We start from the raw sequence: 17,173 nt of genomic DNA on the forward strand, positions 1-17,173 counted from the left end.
CGGACACGGGCATGCCAGATCAGAAGGTCGGGACTCTCCGCGGCATCGGACCGCGTGAGATCGGGGGCATCGGGTGACGCCATGCGCTGGTCCAGGAGCAGAAGCCTGCCGCCGATCGGCAACCGGATCCGCACAAAGCGTCACGCTATACGCCCGAAATGAAGCGCGCGTCATGCCACAGATCGCGTCAGCCTCGACCCCGAAGACGAGTCAGCAGTTTCCTGCAGCCGCGACCGTTCAGCGCGGGCTGTCGTAGCGACCCGGCCGCCCCTTGGAGAAGACCACCTGCCAGAGCTGGATGTCCCGGGCGCGAAAGGCGCCGGCACAGGCTCCCAGGTAGTAGCGGAACATGCGGCGGGTCTTCTCGTTGTAGTTGTCGGCGATCTCGTGCCAGTGAGCGTCGAAATTGTCCTGCCAGGCCATCAGCGTGCGATCGTAGTCGGCGCCGAAATTCTGCCAGTCCTCCATCAGCAGCCGCCCCTCGGTCGCCTGGGCGATATGCTTGATCGACGGCAGAATGCCGTTGGGGAAGATGTACTTGTGAATCCACGGGTCGGCGCTGATCTCGGAGTTGTTGGAGCCGATGGTGTGCAGCACGAACAGGCCGTCGTCGGCCAGCAGCCGGTCCACGGTGTCGAAATAGGTCCGGTAGTTGCGGTGGCCGACATGCTCGAACATGCCGATCGAGACGATGCGGTCGAAGCGGCCTTCCAGATCGCGATAGTCCTCGAGGATGATCTCGACCGGCAGGCCTTCGCAGCGCTTGCGGGCCAGTTCGGCCTGCTCCCGGGAGATGGTGATGCCGGTGACGTGGGCCCCGTAATGGCGTGCGGCATGCTCGGCGAAGCTGCCCCAGCCGCAGCCGATATCTAGCACTTTCATGCCCGGCTCGATGCCCAGCTTGCGGGCGGCGAGATCGAGTTTCGCCACCTGGGCCTCGTGCAGTGTCTCGGCGTCCTTCCAGTAGCCGCAGGAGTAGCACATGGTCGGATCGAGCATGCGTTCGAACAGGTCATTGCCCAGGTCGTAGTGCGCCTCGCCGACAATGTAGGCCCGCGCCTTGCTCTGCAGGTTGAAGAAGCCGGCCTGGAGCTTGTACATCAGGCGCTCGGAGGGGGTGTGCGCATGCTCGCCGAGGCCGTGACGCAGCAGGCGATGGGTCATCTCGTCGATGCGCTCGCATTCCCACCAGCCTTCCATGTAGGACTCGCCGAGGCCGAGCGTGCCCTGGTGAAGAACTCGCGAGAAGAAGTCGGGATGGTGTACCTGAATGTCCCAGGGCGAGGTGCCGTTCAGCGCGACACCCGAGCCGTCGAGCAGGCTCTCGATGACGCGTCGGGCGCGGGTGTCGGGCAGTGCGATGGGGGCGATGCGAGTGTCACTGGTCATGCCGAACTCCGTTATCTGGGGCGCCGTTGCGCGATACGGTTTTCGGGCAAGGCAATCCTTGCCGCTGTACACAGCTCTCGTTTAGTTTGCTAATTGACTTGGCGACCTGCAAGAGGCTCAGTCTATGGTGGCAATAGCCTTGCTCAACAGCATAGACCACGAGCAATCAGTCATACGGATCGCGAAAGGAGTGAATCATGCAGGTCATTGTCGATTTCTGCCTGGTGCCGATGGGCGTCGGCGTTTCCGTATCCCGGCATGTCGCGGCGTGCCAGACGATCATCGAGGAGGCCGGCCTGGTGCATCGCATGCATGCCTACGGGACCAATATCGAGGGGCCGTGGGACGAGGTCTTCGCCGTGGTGAAGCGCTGCCATGAAGCCGTGCACGCCATGGGGGCACCCCGCATCAACACCACGCTCAAGGTCGGCACGCGTACCGATCGCGAGCAGAGCATGGATGACAAGGTGGCCAGCGTCGAAGACCTGCTTCGGCACTGAGGCGAGACGGGGGGATGTCGTGCGGCTGTCTCGTTCAGGCATGCCGATGCCTTTCTGAGCACAGTGGCCTCCCTCGCGCCGGGGCTAGGCTGGTCGAGGTCGTCACCGTGGGTGCGGTGACAGGAACAACGACAAAGGACGCCAGCCATGAGTCAAGCCAACCGCGGGGTCGTCTATCAGGGCCCCGGTCATGTCGAGGTGCAGTCTCTTCCCTTTCCCGAGCTTGCCCTGGGTAATCGTCAGTGCCAGCACGGCGTGATCCTCAAGGTGCTCACCACCAACATCTGCGGCAGCGATCAGCACATGGTGCGGGGTCGCACCACGGCGCCACCGGGGCTGGTGCTGGGCCACGAGATCACCGGCGAGGTGGTCGAATGCGGCCGCGATGTCGAGTTCGTCAAGGTCGGCGATGTGGTTTCGGTGCCTTTCAACATCGCCTGTGGCCGCTGCCGCAACTGCAAGGAAGGCAACACCCACATCTGTCTCAACGTCAACCCGGCGCGGCCGGGCGCCGCCTACGGCTATGTCGACATGGGCGGCTGGGTCGGCGGCCAGACCGAGTACGTCATGGTGCCGTACGCCGACTTCAACCTGCTGCGCTTCCCCGACCGTGACCGGGCGATGGACAAGATCCGCGACCTGACGCTGCTGTCGGATATCTTTCCCACCGGCTATCACGGCTGCGTGACCGCGGGTGTGGGGCCGGGCAGCACGGTCTACATCGCCGGCGCCGGCCCGGTGGGGCTGGCCGCCGCCGCCTCGGCGCGTCTGCTGGGCGCCGCCTGCGTGATCGTCGGCGACATGAATCCGCAACGGCTCGACCAGGCGCGCAGCTTCGGTTGCGAGACCCTCGACCTGCGTCAGGACACGCCGATGCCGGACATGCTGGAAGCCATCCTCGGCGAGCGCGAGGTCGATTGCGCGGTGGATGCCGTGGGCTTCGAGGCGCGCTGCCATGGCCACAACCACAGTCACGAGCAGCCGGCCACCGTGCTCAATGCGATGATGGACGTGACCCGGGCCGGCGGCCAGGTAGGCATCCCGGGGCTGTATGTCACCGAGGATCCCGGTGCCGAGAGCCAGGAGGCCAAGCACGGCAACCTGTCGATGCGCTTCGGACTGGGCTGGGCCAAGGCGCATTCCTTCCATACGGGGCAGTGCCCGGTGATGCGCTATCATCGCCAGTTGATGCAGGCGATTCTCTTCGAGCGCATCGACATCGCCAAGGCCGTCAATGTTCAGGTCATTTCCCTGGACGAGGCGCCCCAGGGCTATGCCGACTTCGATGGCGGCGTGGCGAAGAAATTCGTCATCGACCCCCACGGCAGCCTGGCGGCGTGATCGAGGGCCGGGGCGTCAAGGCGTCCCGGCTCACTGGGGGCTGGCGAAGGGGATCAGCCAGTGCCGGCACTGCGCCAGCAGGTGGTCGGTCAGTGCGTCCAGTACCTGGCCGCCGTGCCGCCAGTGGTGCCAGTAGAGCGGCACGTCGATATAGCAGCCGGGGTCCAGGTCCACCAGTGTGCCGCCCGCCAGTTCCCGGGTGACCTGTCGCTCGGGAATCAGTCCGTATCCCATACCCGCTTCGGCCAGCTGGATGAACCCTTCCGAGGAGGGGCACAGGTGGTGGGGGAAGGGTTCCCGAAAGCCCCGCATTTCCAGATAGCGGTGCTGCAACCGGTCGTCCGGACCGAAGACGATGGCGGGCGCCTCCCGCAGGGCTTCATGAGTCAGGCCGCGGGGGAAGTGGCGAGCGACATAGTTCGGGCTGGCCAGTGCCCGGTAGCGCATGTAGCCCAGCGGATGCTGGCGCGCTCCTTGAATCGGGCGCGGCGTGGCGCAGATACAGCCGGCGACTTCCCCATCCCTCATGCGCTTCAGGGCTACGTCCTGATCCTCCACCACCAGGTCGAGAAGTACGTCGTGCTGCCGGCAGAATGCGCCGGTGACCGGCGACCACCAGGTGGCCAGACTGTCGGCGTTGATCGCCAGACGCAGCCGTTGTTCCCGTTCGCCCAGGGCGGGAATCTGGTCGAGCAGGTCATGCTCGAGCAGGCGGACCTGCTGGACGTGATTGAGCAGCCGACGTCCCAGCGCCGTGGGGGCTAGCTTGGGCGTGCGAATCAGTACCGGTTGTCCCAGTCGGGCCTCGAGCAGCTTGATGCGCTGGGAAACGGCCGATTGGGTCAGGCCCAGATGCTTGGCGCCCCGCTCGAAGCCGGATTGGTCGATGACGGCGGCCAAGGCCTGGAGAAGTTTGTAGTCAAGCATCAGCCAGGTTAATCATCCATTCCTTGAATTAATTTCACTTATTGTAGCGTCAAACCTAACCTGTCGTCTTCCAGGGCCAGGGAGGCGACATCATGTGGGCATCCGCCCTTCAAGGGCTGGCGACCGGCGCCGGGCTGATCGTGGCCATCGGTGCGCAGAACGCCTTCGTGCTGGCGCAGGGGCTGCGGGGTCGCTCACCGTGGCGTGTCGCCGCGATCTGTACCGCTTGCGACGCACTGCTGATCGGTCTGGGCGGGTTGGGTCTCGGGCCGTTGATCGCCTCGCAGTCGCTGCTGGTGACGGCGGCGCGCTGGGGCGGGGCCGTATTCCTGATCTGGCAGGCGCTTCAGGCGTGGCGGCGTGCCGTGGCCCCCGCCGGCCTGGCCGCCGCGCCGCTGGCAGCCTCGCGTCGGGGCGTCACGGCCGAGACCCTGGCGGTTACCCTGCTCAATCCGCATGTCTACCTCGATACCGTGGTGATGCTGGGCGCCATCGGTGCCGTCCAGGCCAGCCCGGGCGGCTTCTATGCCGGGGCCATGAGCGCGTCGGGGCTGTGGTTCTTCGGCCTGGTGGCGGCGGCCGGGTGGCTGGCACCCCGGCTGGCGCATCCCGACGTGTGGCGGGGCATCGATGCGGTGATCGGGGGTGTCCTGTTGCTGGTGGCGGCGCAGCTGGTGACCTGAGCGTCAATGTTTCGTTACGCCTTGTCAGGGTTTTCGGCCACTCGTGAAAGCCACTGGCGTGGGCTGGTTCGGCTGTCAGCTTTTCTTGACGCGACGGGCGCCCGTGGCGGCATCGCGGGGCCCGTGATGCCGGCAATCGGCCATTCTCGCCGGCCGGCCGGACGCCTAGGCTGGGAGCCATTCGCCGTCCCTCGACGGCGCCGTTCCCTGCCATGACATCAACAAGGAGAAGGCTCATGACCGCACCGGCCAGCATTTCCCCCCGTGAAACCCAGGGCAACCCGATCGGGACCGATGGCTTTGCCTTCGTCGAGTTCACCGCGCCGAGTGCCGAGGAGCGCGAGGGCCTGCGTCAGCTGTTTCGCCAGCTCGGCTTCACCGAGACCCGCCGGCACCGTTCGAAGCAGGTGACCCTGTTCCAGCAGGAGGGCATCAACTTCGTGCTCAACGCCGAGCCGAACAGCCAGGCTTCCGCCTTCGCCGACAAGCATGGCCCCAGCGCCTGCGCCATGGCCTGGAAGGTGGCGGATGCCCGCCAGGCCTTCGAGCACGCCGTGGCGAAGGGCGCCGAACCGGTGGAAAATCCCGTCGGCCCCGGCGAGGCCGGCATTCCGGCCGTGAAGGGCATCGGCGGCTCGCTGCTGTACTTCGTCGACGACAAGCGTGACGCCGATGGGCGCAGCATCTACGAGATCGACTTCGAACCCATCCCCGGTGCCGAGAGGAACGCCCGCAGCGTGGGTCTGAAGATGCTCGACCACCTGACCCACAATGTCGACCGCGGCCAGATGGATGTCTGGGCCAGCTTCTACACGGCCATTGCCAACTTCCGCGAGATTCGCTATTTCGACATCGAGGGCAAGATGACCGGTCTGCATTCGCGGGCCATGACCGCGCCCTGCGGCAAGATGCACATCCCCATCAACGAGTCCGCCGACGACAACTCGCAGATCGCCGAATTCCTGCGCGAGTACAACGGGGAAGGCATCCAGCATCTCGCGCTGGCCACGGACGACATCTACGCGACGGTCAAGGCGCTGCGCGACAACGGCATCCGCTTCATGACCACGCCGGCGACCTACTACGAGAAGGTCAACCAGCGCGTGCCCAACCATGACGAGAACCTGGAGGACCTCAAGGCGCTGAACCTGCTGATCGACGGCGCGCCGGAGGAGGGGATCCTGCTGCAGATCTTCACCGATACGGTGATCGGTCCGATCTTCTTCGAGATCATCCAGCGCAAGGGCAACAAGGGCTTCGGCGAGGGCAACTTCAAGGCGCTCTTCGAATCCATCGAGGAAGACCAGATTCGCCGTGGCGTGCTCAAGGCCGACTAGACGCCGCCATCATCGATGAGCAAGGGCCGACGCCTCCGGGCGCTCGGCCCGAGAGCACTGCCCCGGCGAGACGCCGGGGCAGGGTATTTCCGTCTCGGAGTGCGTGTCCCGAAATGCCGACGGCGGCCAGGCTTACAGGCCGTATTCGGCGGGATCCTCGCCCTGCTCGCGCAGGAAGGCGGCGATCAGGTCGTCCTCGCCGTCGTGGTCCGAGCCATGGCGGTAGGCGAACTCGATCAGCTGTTCCTCCTCGAAGCCGTCGTACCAGGCCATGTCCTTGTAGTCGCTGGCGGCGTACCAGTCGCCGGCTGCCTCGTAACTGTCGAACAGCGGCATGAGCCTTTCCTCCCTCTGGAACCTGCCGATAACGTAGCATTCCCGCGTCGGGTCGCAAGCCGGGTCCGATCTCGCCTGGGTGTCTCTCAGGCGTCGCGCAGCTGCCAGCGGGCGCGGAGCTGGCCCAGCAGGCGGAAGGGCAGGGCCGCAAGCGAGAGGGTTTCCGGGGCACCGTGCTCTTCCCCGATGCGCAGGTCGCCCGCCGGTGTGCGGTCGAGACGGCGAATGGCCAGCCGGTCGAGGTAGGCCACCAGGTACAGGCCGTCGCCCTGGAAGGTGTCGAGCGGGCGGATGGCGGCCAGATCGCCGCTGTCGAGGAAGTCGAAGCGCTCGCCCTGGCCCGGGGTGACCAGGTGGCAGTCCTTGTCGACCCGGGCCAGGGGCAGGTCGCCCAGCAGCGAGATCAGCGAGGCATCATGGCGCTCCCAGGGGACCGCCTCCCGGGCATGGAGGGGCAGTATGCCCATGGTGGCCGAGGGGGCCGGCGTGTCCTCGAGGAGATCACCCAGGGTACAGTCAAGGGCGTCGGCCAGGGCCAGCAGGCGCTCGTGGCCGATCTGTCTGATGGTGCCCGACTCCCAGTAGGAAATGGTCACATCAGAAACACCGACTCGCCGGGCGAGGGCGGCCTTGCTCAGGTTTGCCTTCAGTCTCAGCGCTTTTATTCGGGAACCCAACGCATCCATTGATTGCATCTCGCCGTAACGTGAACGCCTAGCATAGCCAGTCGCCACCGAAGTATGTTTCGGGTTAATGAGACTCGCTTTGTCGAGAAATTGACGGGTGCCGTGGGTGATGATTCCCGTAAAAAAGTGTGCTTTTCCGTCACTCATTTACGCGGGAAGCCGCCAACAGGCGCGCGATGGCCGATAAATATTCGGAAAAGCTGAAGGAAATTCGCCACCATGATCTGAGCGTGCTTTCCCGATGACTCCGCAAGGAGGGCGCCATTCTGGACCGTTATACCCCGGGCACCGGCAGGACGAAAAGTGTGGGCGAATCGCGACACGGGACTCGGCACAAGGCCAGGAAGAAAAAGGCGCCGAGAGCTCGGTCGAGCAGGCTCTGGCGCACAAGAGATGATGCACTGAAGGCTTCGTCGACGCCGCAGCGGGCGAAGACAAGGCTTCAACGGCGCTATCCGTCGAAGTGCCGCCAGTATAGGCAGTCGTACTTTGCGGAATAAGTGGGTACAATTGAAATCCAGTGTTTCTATAATGGAAACAAAGACGTCTTGTCGCCGGATCGCGAGGTAACGGGCTTGGCCACGCTGGATGCGCTCAAGGTATTTGTCGAAGTCGTGCGTGCCGGCAGCTTCACCGCCGCGGCACGTCGCCTGGGGGTTTCCAAGTCCCTGGCGTCCAAGCGTATCGCCGCGCTGGAAGAGGAGCTGGGTGTTAGCCTGCTGAATCGCTCCACGCGTTCCTTGCATCTGACCGAGGCCGGCCAGATCTACTACGAACACGGCCTGCGAATCCGCGAGGAGCTGGCCGCCGCCGAGGCGCAGGTCCAGTCGGTGACGGCGCGCCCCCGCGGCCAGCTGAAGGTGAGTGCCCAGGTCAGCTTCGGTTTCATGTACCTGGCGCCGCCGACCACGGCCTTCATGCGTCGCTATCCGGATGTGGCCGTGGAGATCCTGCTCGAGGACCAGCGCTTCGAGCCGGTCGACGACGCCGTGGACCTGACGATCCGCATGGGCCCGCTGCCGGCCTCGAGCCTTGTTTCGCGCCCGTTGTGCAAGGTGGTCTATGGGCTTTATGCGGCGCCCGACTATCTGGCCCGGGCGGAGCGCCCGCAGCACCCGCGGGATATCGAGTCCCACGACAGCATCTTCTACGGCAACTATGACCTGGGTGCCCACTGGCGCTTCTCGCTCAATGGCCAGCCGCTGGACATCGAGCCCAATTCGCGGCTGGTGATCAACAACCTGCTGGGGGTGGTCGAGGCGGCCAAGGCCGGCTTCGGGCTGGCCTACCTGCCGACCTTCGCCGCCCAGTCCGCCGTGGCCGAGGGCGAACTGGTACCGCTGCTGCAGCCCTACTGGAACGAGCACGGCAGCATGCTGGTGCTGTTCCGTTCCCGCAAGTACCTGCCGGACAAGACGCGGGCCTACCTGGACTTCATCACCGACTGGTTCCGCGAGCGCCTGGTCCTGTAGGCGCCTACCAGGCGATGGGCTGGCCGGCCCAGTCCCAGAAGCTGCCGGTATCCTCGGGGCGGCGCGCGTTGATGACGGCGAACAGGCGTTCGGCGACGAAGGCGGGTGTGAACAGCTTGCCCTCGGGCACCCGGGACTGGAAGGGGCGCGACAGCGTGGTGTCGGTCGTGCCGGGGTGAAGGCAGAGCACGAGAGAGCGTCGGTTGTAGCGGGCCAGCTCGATGGCGGCGGTACGCATCAGCATGTTGTGGGCGGCCTTGCTGGCCCGGTAGCCATACCAGCCGCCGAGCCGGTTGTCGTCGATCGAGCCGACCCGCGCCGACAGGCTGGCGACGATCACCGGGTGGCGCCCCTTGAGCGATCCATGCAGTGCCTGGAGCAGCAGCGCCGGTGTCGTCGCGTTCACGTGGAACAGGTGGCCCAGCGTGTCGGCGTCCAGCTCCTCGAGGCGCTTCTCGGGCTGCACGCCCCGGGCGGTGTCGTGCAGCAGGCCGATGGCGTTGAACAGCAGGTGCACGGGCGCACCGTCGAGGCGACCGGCCAGCGTTTCGCGGCCTGCCTGGCGGGCAAGGTCCAGCGTCAGGGCTTCCAGGCGCGGATCCCGGTGCTCGATGGGGTGGCGCGAGACGGCCAGTACCCGTCCGGGGCGATCGCTGGCCAGCAGGTGATCCAGCACGGCGCGGCCGATGCCTCCGCCGGCGCCGGTCACTACCGCGGTAAAGTCATCCGGCAAGGCTTCCAGCATGGGTGTCTCCTGATAAAGGGAGGAGGGGAGCGGGTCATCGGCTGATGACGGCGCGCCGGGTGCGTATAATGCCGCCCATCCTGCAAGCCAATGGACGCACGTCATGACCACTGTACGTACCCGTATCGCGCCGTCACCGACCGGTGACCCGCATGTGGGCACCGCCTACATCGCGTTGTTCAATCTCTGCTTCGCCCGTCAGCACGGCGGTCAGTTCATTCTGCGCATCGAGGATACCGATCGCCAGCGCTCGACCGCGGAGTCCGAGCAGATGATTCTCGACTCCCTGCGCTGGCTGGGGCTCGACTGGGATGAAGGGCCCGACGTGGGCGGGCCGCACGGTCCCTATCGCCAGAGCGAGCGCGGGGATATCTACGCCGAGTATGCCCGCCAGCTGATCGAGACCGGACACGCCTTCCGCTGTTACCGTACCAGCGAGGAGCTCGACGAACTGCGCGAGACGCGCAAGGCCCAGGGGCTGCATCTGGCGCTCAAGCCGGAGGATCTGGCCCTGCCCGAGGCCGAACTGCGTCGGCGCGAGGCGGAAGGCTGGCCCCACGTGGTGCGCATGAAGGTGCCGGCGGAAGGCACCTGTGTCGTCAATGACATGCTGCGCGGCGACATCGAGGTGGACTGGGCCCAGGTCGATGCCCAGATCCTGCTCAAGTCCGATGGCATGCCCACCTATCACCTGGCCAATGTCGTCGATGATCACCTCATGGGCATCACTCATGTGCTGCGCGGCGAGGAATGGATCAACTCGGCACCCAAGCACAAGCTGCTCTACGAGTACTTCGGCTGGGACATGCCGGTGCTGTGCCACATGCCGCTGCTGCGCAATCCCGACAAGTCGAAGCTCTCCAAGCGCAAGAACCCGACGTCGATCAACTACTATCGGCGGATGGGCTTCCTGCCGCAGGCGGTGACCAACTACCTGGGGCGCATGGGCTGGTCGATGCCGGACGATCGCGAGAAGTTCACGCTCGACGAGATGATGGCGCACTTCGACATCCAGCGCGTATCGCTGGGCGGCCCGGTCTTCGACCTGCAGAAGCTGACCTGGCTCAACGGCGTCTACATCCGCGAGGATCTCGACGACGCGGCGCTGCTGGCGGCGCTGCGCGAGTGGGCCTTCAACGAGCGCTATGTCGGTCAGATCCTGCCGCAGGTGCGCCCGCGTATCGAGACGCTGTCCGACGTGGCGCCGCTGGCCGGCCATTTCTTCGCCGGGGTGCCGCCTCTCGACGAGCAGAGCTTTGCCGACATCAAGCTCGAGCGCGAAACCCTGCTCAAGCTGCTGCAGTTCCTGGTCTGGCGGCTCGAAGGGGTGACCCGTTGGGAAAAGGAAAGCCTGCTGGCCGAGATCAAGTCGCTCAGCGGCGCCTTCGATCTCAAGATGAAGGCCTTTCTGGCCCCGGTGTTCGTCGCCATCACCGGCTCGGCGACCTCGACCTCGGTGATGGATGCCATGGCGATTCTCGGCTCCGACATGACCCGTGCGCGCCTGCGCCATGCCATCGCCGTGCTGGGCGGTGTGTCCAAGAAGCAGGCCAAGCGCTTCGAGAAGGAGTACCGGGATCTGTGACCGGACGGGCGGCTTCGGGCGAGCCGGGGCGGATGCCCCGGCTCGCGCCTTGGCCCGTGAAATTCGCCGTTGACGAAGGGCTCAGGAATCAGTACTATACGCCTCGTTCTCACGGGCAACGCCGATACGGGGCCTTAGCTCAGCTGGGAGAGCGCGACACTGGCAGTGTCGAGGTCACCGGTTCGATCCCGGTAGGCTCCACCAGGCTTGCACGTTGTGAATCTGCTTGAAAGCTTCTCTGCGTCCCATTCGTCTAGTGGTCCAGGACACCGCCCTTTCACGGCGGTAACAGGGGTTCGAACCCCCTATGGGACGCCACTTTTCCCCGGCTGTTTCCTCCCCAATCTCTGCCTGACTGCCTCACCGGCAGCAAGCTTTGCCGACTGCGTCGCGACCCTGCTGGGCCTGCTGGCGGCACTTCGCGTATTGACTTTTCCCCACGGCTGTTCGCTGGCTGGCCGCTTGTGCACAAGTCGGCGCAGGTTTCGTGCTTCCGCACATCTCTTTCGTAAAAATTAATTAAATCAACAACTTGTAGTTGGTCAAAAATTGACCGATTTGTTGCCAGGCCGCTTGTCATGGCGATTCCGCGACCTTTTCGAAAGCTTATGAACAGGGTTGTCCACAGAATGTGTGGAAAAGGGCGGGCAGGCCCGATCCGGCGGGATCGGGCCTGTTCGATCAGTCGTGCTGCAGGTGCTTGAACGGGACGGCGGTGCTCCGGCGGCCTTCGTCCATGGCCCGGGCATCGCCGCAGAACGGCTCCGCCAGCGCCGCCACCGGGAGGCGGGCTGTCGTTTCAGCTGCCGCCATGCTCGTCGGTCCAGCGGCGAGCTGTCTCGAGGGGCGGTTGTGGACACGCATCGTGATGCCGGTGCGGGCCGGATGGCCGGCCATCGGGGGGGGGCGGGCCGATCAAGGCGGTGGTGCGAATTGGCCGGCTCGTGTGGGAAAGGCTCGCCGGGATGGCGGCCGGACCCGGAATATCATGGGGCAGTCGGGAACGAAAAAGGCCGCCTTGCGGCGGCCTCGGGGCGTTCCTGCTTACCTGTCGGTCGGGTAGTCGCGCTTGGCGTAGCCGGTATAGAGCTGGCGCGGACGCCCGATGCGGTAGCCGTTGCTGATCATCTCGTTCCAGTGCGAGATCCAGCCGATGGTGCGGGCAACGGCGAAGATGACCGTGAACATGTTGGTCGGGATGCCGATCGCCTTGAGGATGATGCCGGAGTAGAAGTCGACATTGGGATAGAGCTTGCGTTCGATGAAGTACTCGTCCTCCAGGGCGATCTGCTCGAGACGCTTGGCGATCTTCAGCTGGGGGTCGTCGGCCAGGCCGAGTTCGCCCAGCACCTCGTCGCAGGTCTCCTTCATGACCTTGGCGCGCGGGTCGAAGTTGCGGTAGACGCGGTGGCCGAAGCCCATCAGGCGGAACGGGTCGTCCTTGTCCTTGGCGCGGTCGACGTAGCGCTGGATGTTCTCCTCGGACTCGTCGCCGATCTCGTCGAGCATGTTGAGCACGGCTTCGTTGGCGCCGCCGTGGGCCGGCCCCCACAGCGCGGCGATGCCGGCACTGATGCAGGCGAACGGGTTGGCGCCGGTGGAGCCGGCCAGGCGGACCGTGGAGGTCGAGGCGTTCTGCTCGTGGTCGGCGTGGAGCATGAAGATGCGATCCATGGCCTTGGCGAACACCGGGTTGATCTTGTACTCCTCGCAGGGGTTGCCGAACATCATGTAGAGGAAGTTTTCGGCGTAGCTGAGGTCGTTGCGAGGGTAGTTGAAGGGCTGGCCGATGTTGTACTTGTGACACATCGCCGCCAGCGTGGGCATCTTGGCGATCAGGCGGACGGCGCTGACCAGGCGCTCGTCCTCCTTGGTGATGTCCAGGTTGTCATGGTAGAAGGCCGCCAGGCCGCCGACCACGCCGCACAGGATGGCCATGGGGTGGGCGTCGCGCCGGAAGCCCTTGAAGAAGTTGGCGAGCTGTTCATGGACCATCGTGTGATTGCGAATGGTCTTCTCGAAGTCGCTGTACTGCTTCTCGGTGGGCAGCTCCCCGAACAGCAGCAGGTAGCACAGTTCCACATGGTTGGAATTCTGGGCCAGCTGGTCGATGGGATAGCCGCGGTGCAGCAGCATGCCCTTGGCGCCATCGATGTAGGTGATGGCGGACTCGGTGGCGGCGGTGGCGACGAAACCCGGGTCGTAGGTGAAGAGGCCTTCGGCGGTAAGACCACGGACATCGATGACGTCGGGTCCGACAGTGCCCGAGTAGACCGGTAGGTCGAGGGGCTTCTCCAGCCCGTCCACTGTCAACTGCGCTTTCCTGTCAGCCATGATGGCCTCCTCTTTTTTTCCAATACCTAACGTAACTCGTTGTCTCGCCAGCAAACGGACATCTAAAGGTTCGCCCACTATAGAAGTGTCCCGAGTATTGTCAATTGATCGATGGTGGCCGATGCGGCGATGCAGCACAGGCCGGGGCGGCCTACTGGGCGTGCTCGGGACGGGCGTCATGCTGTCGGGCAGCAAGGTTACCTTGTTACCAAGGGTAACACCAAGGCGGCGATTTGGCGGTAACGATTTGTCATGCCAGTGGCCAATCCCTATAATCTTTGTCGCGCGACTGGCGGGAAGCGGTGACTGGTACACCTGACTTGGCCAACCATCGCTCTTCCTCAAACCACCGCCCGCTCGACCGAGCCCTATCGGAATCCTGGAGCGGGCCAAGAGAGTGTGTAGAGAGCCGTGAATAGCAAAAGACCCGTAAACCTCGACCTTTCCACGATAACGTTTCCACTCCCAGCCCTGACCTCCATTGCTCACCGCATCACCGGCGTCATCCTGTTCGTTGGCCTGATCTTCGTCTTCTGGGCACTCGACGCGTCGCTGTCTTCGCCTGAAGGCTTCGAGGCCGTCCGGGGCGCCCTCGAGCACAACTTCCTGGCCAAGCTCGTGGCCTGGGGCCTGCTCTCGGCGCTGGCCTATCACTTCGTCGCAGGCATCAAGCACCTGCTGATGGATGCCGGCTATGGCGTCGATCTCGAAAACGCCTACAAGAAGTCGCAAGTCACCGTGGTGGCGAGCGCCGTGCTCGTCGTACTGGCAGGAGTCTGGGTATGGTAACCAATATCACCAATTTCGGTCGCAGCGGCCTGTCGGACTGGCTGATCCAGCGGGTCTCGGCAGTCATCCTGGCGCTTTACGCGGTCTTCATGGTCGGCTATCTGCTGTTCCATCCCGGCCTGGACTACACCACCTGGAACGGCCTGTTCGCGCAGACCTGGATGCGCATCTTCTCCCTGCTGGCCTTCGTCTCGCTGGCGGCTCACGCCTGGATCGGGCTGTGGACCGTGGTCACCGACTACATCAAGCCGACCGGCGTCCGTTTCACCGTCCAAATCGCCATCATCCTCGCCATCTTCATCTTTCTGGTGTGGGGCGTACAAGTCTTGTGGGGAGCCTGATCCATGTCCAATCTGCGTAGCCTGACGTTCGACGCCATCATCATCGGCGGTGGTGGTTCCGGCCTGCGTGCCGCCCTCGAGCTGGCCAAGTCCGGCAAGAAGACCGCGGTGATCACCAAGGTCTTCCCGACCCGTTCGCACACGGTGTCCGCCCAGGGCGGCATCACCTGTGCCATCGCCTCCGCGGACCCCAACGACGACTGGCGCTGGCACATGTACGACACCGTCAAGGGCGGTGACTACATCACCGATCAGGACGCCGCCGAGTACATGTGCTCCGAGGGGCCGAAGGCGGTCTTCGAGCTCGAGCACATGGGCCTGCCGTTCTCGCGCTTCGACAACGGCCGCATCTACCAGCGCCCGTTCGGCGGCCAGTCCAAGGATTTCGGCAAGGGCGGCCAGGCGGCCCGCACCTGTGCCGCGGCCGACCGTACCGGTCATGCCCTGCTGCACACGCTGTACCAGAACAACCTGAAGAACAACACCGTGTTCCTCAACGAGTGGTACGCGGTGGATCTGGTCAAGAACGCCAGCGGCGACGTGGTCGGCTGTATCGCCCTGTGCATCGAGACCGGTGAAGTGGTGCACATCAAGTCCAAGGCCACCGTGCTGGCGACCGGCGGTTCCGGCCGTATCTATTCTTCCACCACCAACGCCCTGATCAATACCGGCGACGGTATCGGCATGGCCCTGCGCGCCGGCTTCTCCGTGCAGGACATGGAGATGTGGCAGTTCCACCCGACCGGTATCTACGGCGCCGGCGTGCTGGTGACCGAAGGCTGTCGCGGCGAGGGTGGCTACCTGATCAACAAGGACGGCGAGCGCTTCATGGAGCGCTATGCGCCGAACGCCAAGGACCTGGCCGGTCGCGACGTGGTCGCCCGCTCCATGGTCATGGAAATCCTCGAGGGCCGCGGCTGCGGCGAGAACGGCGATCACGTGCTGCTCAAGCTCGACCATCTGGGCGAGGAGGTCCTCAGCAAGCGCCTGCCGGGTATCGTCGAGCTGGCCAAGACCTTTGCGCATGTCGATCCGGTCAAGGAGCCGATCCCGGTCGTGCCGACCTGCCACTACATGATGGGCGGCCTGGCGACCAACGTGAACGGCCAGGTGATTGTCCAGGACGGCGACGGCAACGACAGCGTCGTCAACGGCCTGTTCGCCTGCGGCGAAGCGGCCTGCGTCTCGGTCCACGGCGCCAACCGCCTGGGCGGCAACTCGCTGCTCGACCTGGTGGTGTTCGGTCGTGCCGCCGGCATGTTCATCGAGAGCGCCCTGAACGAAGGGGTCGAGTATCTGGATGCGGCCGAGGCCGACGTCGAGCAGGCGCTGTCGCGTCTGAATCGCTGGAACGAGTCGAGCGGCGGCGAATCGGTGCCGGAGCTGCGCGCCGAGCTGCAGGAAACCATGCAGACGTCGTTCGGCGTGTTCCGCCAGGAAGACCACATGCAGGAGGGCGTCAAGAAGGTGGCCGAGCTGCGCGAGCGCATCGCCAATGCCCACCTGGGCGACAAGTCCAACGCCTTCAACACCGCCCGCATCGAGGCGCTGGAGCTCGACAACCTGCTCGAGGTGGCCGAGGCGACCGCCATCTCGGCGCTGGAGCGCAAGGAGAGCCGCGGTGCGCATTCCCGCTACGACTACCCGGACCGCGACGACGTCAACTGGCTGAAGCACTCCATGTACTTCCCGGTCGAGAAGAAGCTGGGCAAGCGTGACGTGAACTTCCAGCCCAAGACCCTCGACACCTTCGAGCCGAAAGTCCGGACTTACTAAGGGGAGCTCCGATGTCCATGCTTCAGGTATCCATATACCGCTACAACCCGGAAACCGACTCCGCGCCGTACATGCAGGAGTTCCAGGTGGACACTCAGGGCCGCAACCTGATGGTCCTGAACGTTCTCGAGATGATCAAGCAGCAGGACAGCTCGATGGCCTATCGGCGCAGCTGTCGCGAGGGCGTCTGCGGGTCCGACGGGATGAACATGAACGGCACCAACGGCCTGGCCTGCATCACCGCGCTGTCGGATGTGGTCAAGAACGACAAGCTGGTGCTGCGCCCGCTGCCGGGGCTGCCGGTGATTCGTGACCTGGTCGTCGACATGGGGATCTTCTACAAGCAGTACGAGCGCATCCAGCCGTACCTGCAGAACGATGAGACTCCGCCGGCGATCGAGCGTCTGCAGTCACCGGAGGATCGCGACAAGCTCGACGGTCTCTACGAGTGCATCCTGTGTGCCTGCTGCTCGACCTCCTGCCCGTCGTTCTGGTGGAACCCGGACAAGTTCGTCGGTCCGGCCGGCCTGCTGCAGGCCTACCGCTTCCTGGCGGACTCCCGTGATACCGCGACCCGCGAGCGTCTCTCCGAGCTCGAGGATCCGTTCAGCGTGTTCCGTTGCCGCGGCATCATGAACTGCGTGGCGGTGTGTCCCAAGGGGCTGAACCCCACCCGCGCGATCGGCAAGATTCGCGAGCTTTTGCTGGCGAACGCCACTTAAACCGGGGTTCATGGCTTGTTATCATTACCCCCTGTTCCCGGGCGCGGCATTGTGTCGCGGGTCGGGGCCGGTCCAGGCGTCAAGAGCCGGTGTCAGGGGCACCGGCTCTTGACGATCAAAGCCGCCGAAACTCTTGGACGACACTCGTTCGCGCAGAGCGGGTCCAGTCAGTGCAAGTCTCGCTCTCGTTAGAGCAAAGAGTGACGCCGG

17 protein-coding genes and 2 tRNA genes are annotated in these 17,173 nt (G+C 64.6%); 12 read left to right on the forward strand and 7 right to left on the reverse strand.

Features of this window, described 5'->3' with window-relative positions:
- Positions 1 to 237: 237 nt before the first annotated feature.
- Entirely contained in the window at positions 238 to 1,389 is a 1,152-nt protein-coding gene (cfa, locus tag G7A98_RS04890) for a cyclopropane fatty acyl phospholipid synthase (RefSeq protein WP_163648367.1), read from the reverse strand.
- A gap of 197 nt (positions 1,390 to 1,586) precedes the next feature.
- Here cfa and G7A98_RS04895 point away from each other — a divergent pair, with 197 nt between their 5' ends.
- Complete coding sequence (locus G7A98_RS04895; protein ID WP_163648368.1) at positions 1,587 to 1,889, forward strand: MTH1187 family thiamine-binding protein; 303 nt, start codon at positions 1,587 to 1,589, stop codon at positions 1,887 to 1,889.
- Between the two features lie 147 nt (positions 1,890 to 2,036).
- Positions 2,037 to 3,230: a formaldehyde dehydrogenase, glutathione-independent gene (gene fdhA, locus G7A98_RS04900; protein WP_163648369.1), complete on the forward strand. Its 1,194-nt coding sequence runs from the start codon at positions 2,037 to 2,039 to the stop codon at positions 3,228 to 3,230.
- 30 nt (positions 3,231 to 3,260) lie between these two features.
- Here fdhA and G7A98_RS04905 read toward each other — a convergent pair whose 3' ends face one another.
- Complete coding sequence (locus G7A98_RS04905) at positions 3,261 to 4,157, reverse strand: LysR family transcriptional regulator ArgP (RefSeq protein ID WP_163648370.1); 897 nt, start codon at positions 4,155 to 4,157, stop codon at positions 3,261 to 3,263.
- Positions 4,158 to 4,249: 92 nt separating this feature from the next.
- On the opposite strand from G7A98_RS04905, the gene G7A98_RS04910 reads away from it, so the two are divergent.
- Positions 4,250 to 4,840: a LysE family transporter gene (locus G7A98_RS04910; RefSeq protein ID WP_163648371.1), complete on the forward strand. Its 591-nt coding sequence runs from the start codon at positions 4,250 to 4,252 to the stop codon at positions 4,838 to 4,840.
- 236 nt (positions 4,841 to 5,076) lie between these two features.
- Positions 5,077 to 6,177, forward strand: coding sequence for a 4-hydroxyphenylpyruvate dioxygenase (hppD, locus tag G7A98_RS04915; protein WP_163648372.1), 1,101 nt, complete (start codon positions 5,077 to 5,079; stop codon positions 6,175 to 6,177).
- A gap of 132 nt (positions 6,178 to 6,309) precedes the next feature.
- Here the strand turns inward: hppD and G7A98_RS04920 are convergent, their stop codons facing one another.
- The gene (locus G7A98_RS04920) at positions 6,310 to 6,513 is read right to left on the reverse strand and encodes a hypothetical protein (RefSeq protein ID WP_163648373.1); all 204 of its coding nucleotides are present in this window, start codon (positions 6,511 to 6,513) and stop codon (positions 6,310 to 6,312) included.
- Positions 6,514 to 6,599: 86 nt separating this feature from the next.
- The gene (locus G7A98_RS04925) at positions 6,600 to 7,208 is read right to left on the reverse strand and encodes a helix-turn-helix domain-containing protein (protein ID WP_346427261.1); all 609 of its coding nucleotides are present in this window, start codon (positions 7,206 to 7,208) and stop codon (positions 6,600 to 6,602) included.
- Positions 7,209 to 7,774: 566 nt separating this feature from the next.
- On the opposite strand from G7A98_RS04925, the gene G7A98_RS04930 reads away from it, so the two are divergent.
- Complete coding sequence (locus G7A98_RS04930) at positions 7,775 to 8,671, forward strand: LysR family transcriptional regulator (protein WP_163648375.1); 897 nt, start codon at positions 7,775 to 7,777, stop codon at positions 8,669 to 8,671.
- Between the two features lie 4 nt (positions 8,672 to 8,675).
- Here G7A98_RS04930 and G7A98_RS04935 read toward each other — a convergent pair whose 3' ends face one another.
- Entirely contained in the window at positions 8,676 to 9,416 is a 741-nt protein-coding gene (locus G7A98_RS04935; RefSeq protein ID WP_163648376.1) for an SDR family NAD(P)-dependent oxidoreductase, read from the reverse strand.
- Between the two features lie 103 nt (positions 9,417 to 9,519).
- Between G7A98_RS04935 and gltX the strand changes: the two genes are divergently transcribed.
- From gltX to G7A98_RS04950, 3 genes are all read left to right on the forward strand, one after another.
- On the forward strand, positions 9,520 to 11,001 hold the full coding sequence (gene gltX, locus G7A98_RS04940) for a glutamate--tRNA ligase (protein WP_163648377.1): 1,482 nt from the start codon (positions 9,520 to 9,522) through the stop codon (positions 10,999 to 11,001).
- Between the two features lie 128 nt (positions 11,002 to 11,129).
- Positions 11,130 to 11,205: transfer RNA gene (locus G7A98_RS04945), tRNA-Ala, on the forward strand.
- A 38-nt stretch (positions 11,206 to 11,243) separates the two neighbouring features.
- Positions 11,244 to 11,319: transfer RNA gene (locus G7A98_RS04950), tRNA-Glu, on the forward strand.
- A gap of 363 nt (positions 11,320 to 11,682) precedes the next feature.
- Here G7A98_RS04950 and G7A98_RS16800 read toward each other — a convergent pair.
- Both G7A98_RS16800 and gltA read right to left on the reverse strand, forming a co-directional pair.
- The gene (locus G7A98_RS16800; RefSeq protein ID WP_263479124.1) at positions 11,683 to 11,814 is read right to left on the reverse strand and encodes a hypothetical protein; all 132 of its coding nucleotides are present in this window, start codon (positions 11,812 to 11,814) and stop codon (positions 11,683 to 11,685) included.
- A 231-nt stretch (positions 11,815 to 12,045) separates the two neighbouring features.
- Complete coding sequence (gene gltA, locus G7A98_RS04955) at positions 12,046 to 13,335, reverse strand: citrate synthase (protein ID WP_163648378.1); 1,290 nt, start codon at positions 13,333 to 13,335, stop codon at positions 12,046 to 12,048.
- Positions 13,336 to 13,746: 411 nt separating this feature from the next.
- Here gltA and sdhC point away from each other — a divergent pair, with 411 nt between their 5' ends.
- The 4 genes from sdhC to G7A98_RS04975 are packed head-to-tail and all read left to right on the forward strand — an operon-like array spanning position 13,747 to position 16,963.
- Positions 13,747 to 14,124 carry a succinate dehydrogenase, cytochrome b556 subunit gene (gene sdhC, locus G7A98_RS04960; RefSeq protein WP_163648379.1) on the forward strand — a complete coding sequence of 126 codons (378 nt, stop codon included), beginning with the start codon at positions 13,747 to 13,749 and terminating at the stop codon, positions 14,122 to 14,124.
- Positions 14,118 to 14,465: a succinate dehydrogenase, hydrophobic membrane anchor protein gene (gene sdhD / locus G7A98_RS04965; RefSeq protein WP_163648380.1), complete on the forward strand. Its 348-nt coding sequence runs from the start codon at positions 14,118 to 14,120 to the stop codon at positions 14,463 to 14,465. The genes sdhC and sdhD overlap by 7 nt, the downstream gene beginning before the upstream one ends.
- Before the next feature lie 3 nt (positions 14,466 to 14,468).
- On the forward strand, positions 14,469 to 16,241 hold the full coding sequence (gene sdhA, locus G7A98_RS04970; protein ID WP_163648381.1) for a succinate dehydrogenase flavoprotein subunit: 1,773 nt from the start codon (positions 14,469 to 14,471) through the stop codon (positions 16,239 to 16,241).
- 11 nt (positions 16,242 to 16,252) lie between these two features.
- Complete coding sequence (locus G7A98_RS04975; protein ID WP_163648382.1) at positions 16,253 to 16,963, forward strand: succinate dehydrogenase iron-sulfur subunit; 711 nt, start codon at positions 16,253 to 16,255, stop codon at positions 16,961 to 16,963.
- The last annotated feature ends 210 nt before the right edge of the window (positions 16,964 to 17,173 follow it).

Source organism: Modicisalibacter sp. 'Wilcox', assembly GCF_010993675.1.
GTDB lineage: Bacteria > Pseudomonadota > Gammaproteobacteria > Pseudomonadales > Halomonadaceae > Modicisalibacter > Modicisalibacter tunisiensis.

What these genes read in the sequence shown, in the direction of transcription:
- cfa (WP_163648367.1), bottom strand. Translation starts at nt 1,389, where the DNA reads ATGACCAGTGACACTCGCATCGCCCCCATCGCACTGCCCGACACCCGC.
- G7A98_RS04895 (WP_163648368.1), top strand. Translation starts at nt 1,587, where the DNA reads ATGCAGGTCATTGTCGATTTCTGCCTGGTGCCGATGGGCGTCGGCGTT.
- fdhA (WP_163648369.1), top strand. Translation starts at nt 2,037, where the DNA reads ATGAGTCAAGCCAACCGCGGGGTCGTCTATCAGGGCCCCGGTCATGTC.
- G7A98_RS04905 (WP_163648370.1), bottom strand. Translation starts at nt 4,157, where the DNA reads ATGCTTGACTACAAACTTCTCCAGGCCTTGGCCGCCGTCATCGACCAA.
- G7A98_RS04910 (WP_163648371.1), top strand. Translation starts at nt 4,250, where the DNA reads ATGTGGGCATCCGCCCTTCAAGGGCTGGCGACCGGCGCCGGGCTGATC.
- hppD (WP_163648372.1), top strand. Translation starts at nt 5,077, where the DNA reads ATGACCGCACCGGCCAGCATTTCCCCCCGTGAAACCCAGGGCAACCCG.
- G7A98_RS04920 (WP_163648373.1), bottom strand. Translation starts at nt 6,513, where the DNA reads ATGCCGCTGTTCGACAGTTACGAGGCAGCCGGCGACTGGTACGCCGCC.
- G7A98_RS04925 (WP_346427261.1), bottom strand. Translation starts at nt 7,208, where the DNA reads ATGCAATCAATGGATGCGTTGGGTTCCCGAATAAAAGCGCTGAGACTG.
- G7A98_RS04935 (WP_163648376.1), bottom strand. Translation starts at nt 9,416, where the DNA reads ATGCTGGAAGCCTTGCCGGATGACTTTACCGCGGTAGTGACCGGCGCC.
- gltX (WP_163648377.1), top strand. Translation starts at nt 9,520, where the DNA reads ATGACCACTGTACGTACCCGTATCGCGCCGTCACCGACCGGTGACCCG.
- G7A98_RS16800 (WP_263479124.1), bottom strand. Translation starts at nt 11,814, where the DNA reads ATGGCGGCAGCTGAAACGACAGCCCGCCTCCCGGTGGCGGCGCTGGCG.
- gltA (WP_163648378.1), bottom strand. Translation starts at nt 13,335, where the DNA reads ATGGCTGACAGGAAAGCGCAGTTGACAGTGGACGGGCTGGAGAAGCCC.
- sdhD (WP_163648380.1), top strand. Translation starts at nt 14,118, where the DNA reads ATGGTAACCAATATCACCAATTTCGGTCGCAGCGGCCTGTCGGACTGG.
- sdhA (WP_163648381.1), top strand. Translation starts at nt 14,469, where the DNA reads ATGTCCAATCTGCGTAGCCTGACGTTCGACGCCATCATCATCGGCGGT.
- G7A98_RS04975 (WP_163648382.1), top strand. Translation starts at nt 16,253, where the DNA reads ATGTCCATGCTTCAGGTATCCATATACCGCTACAACCCGGAAACCGAC.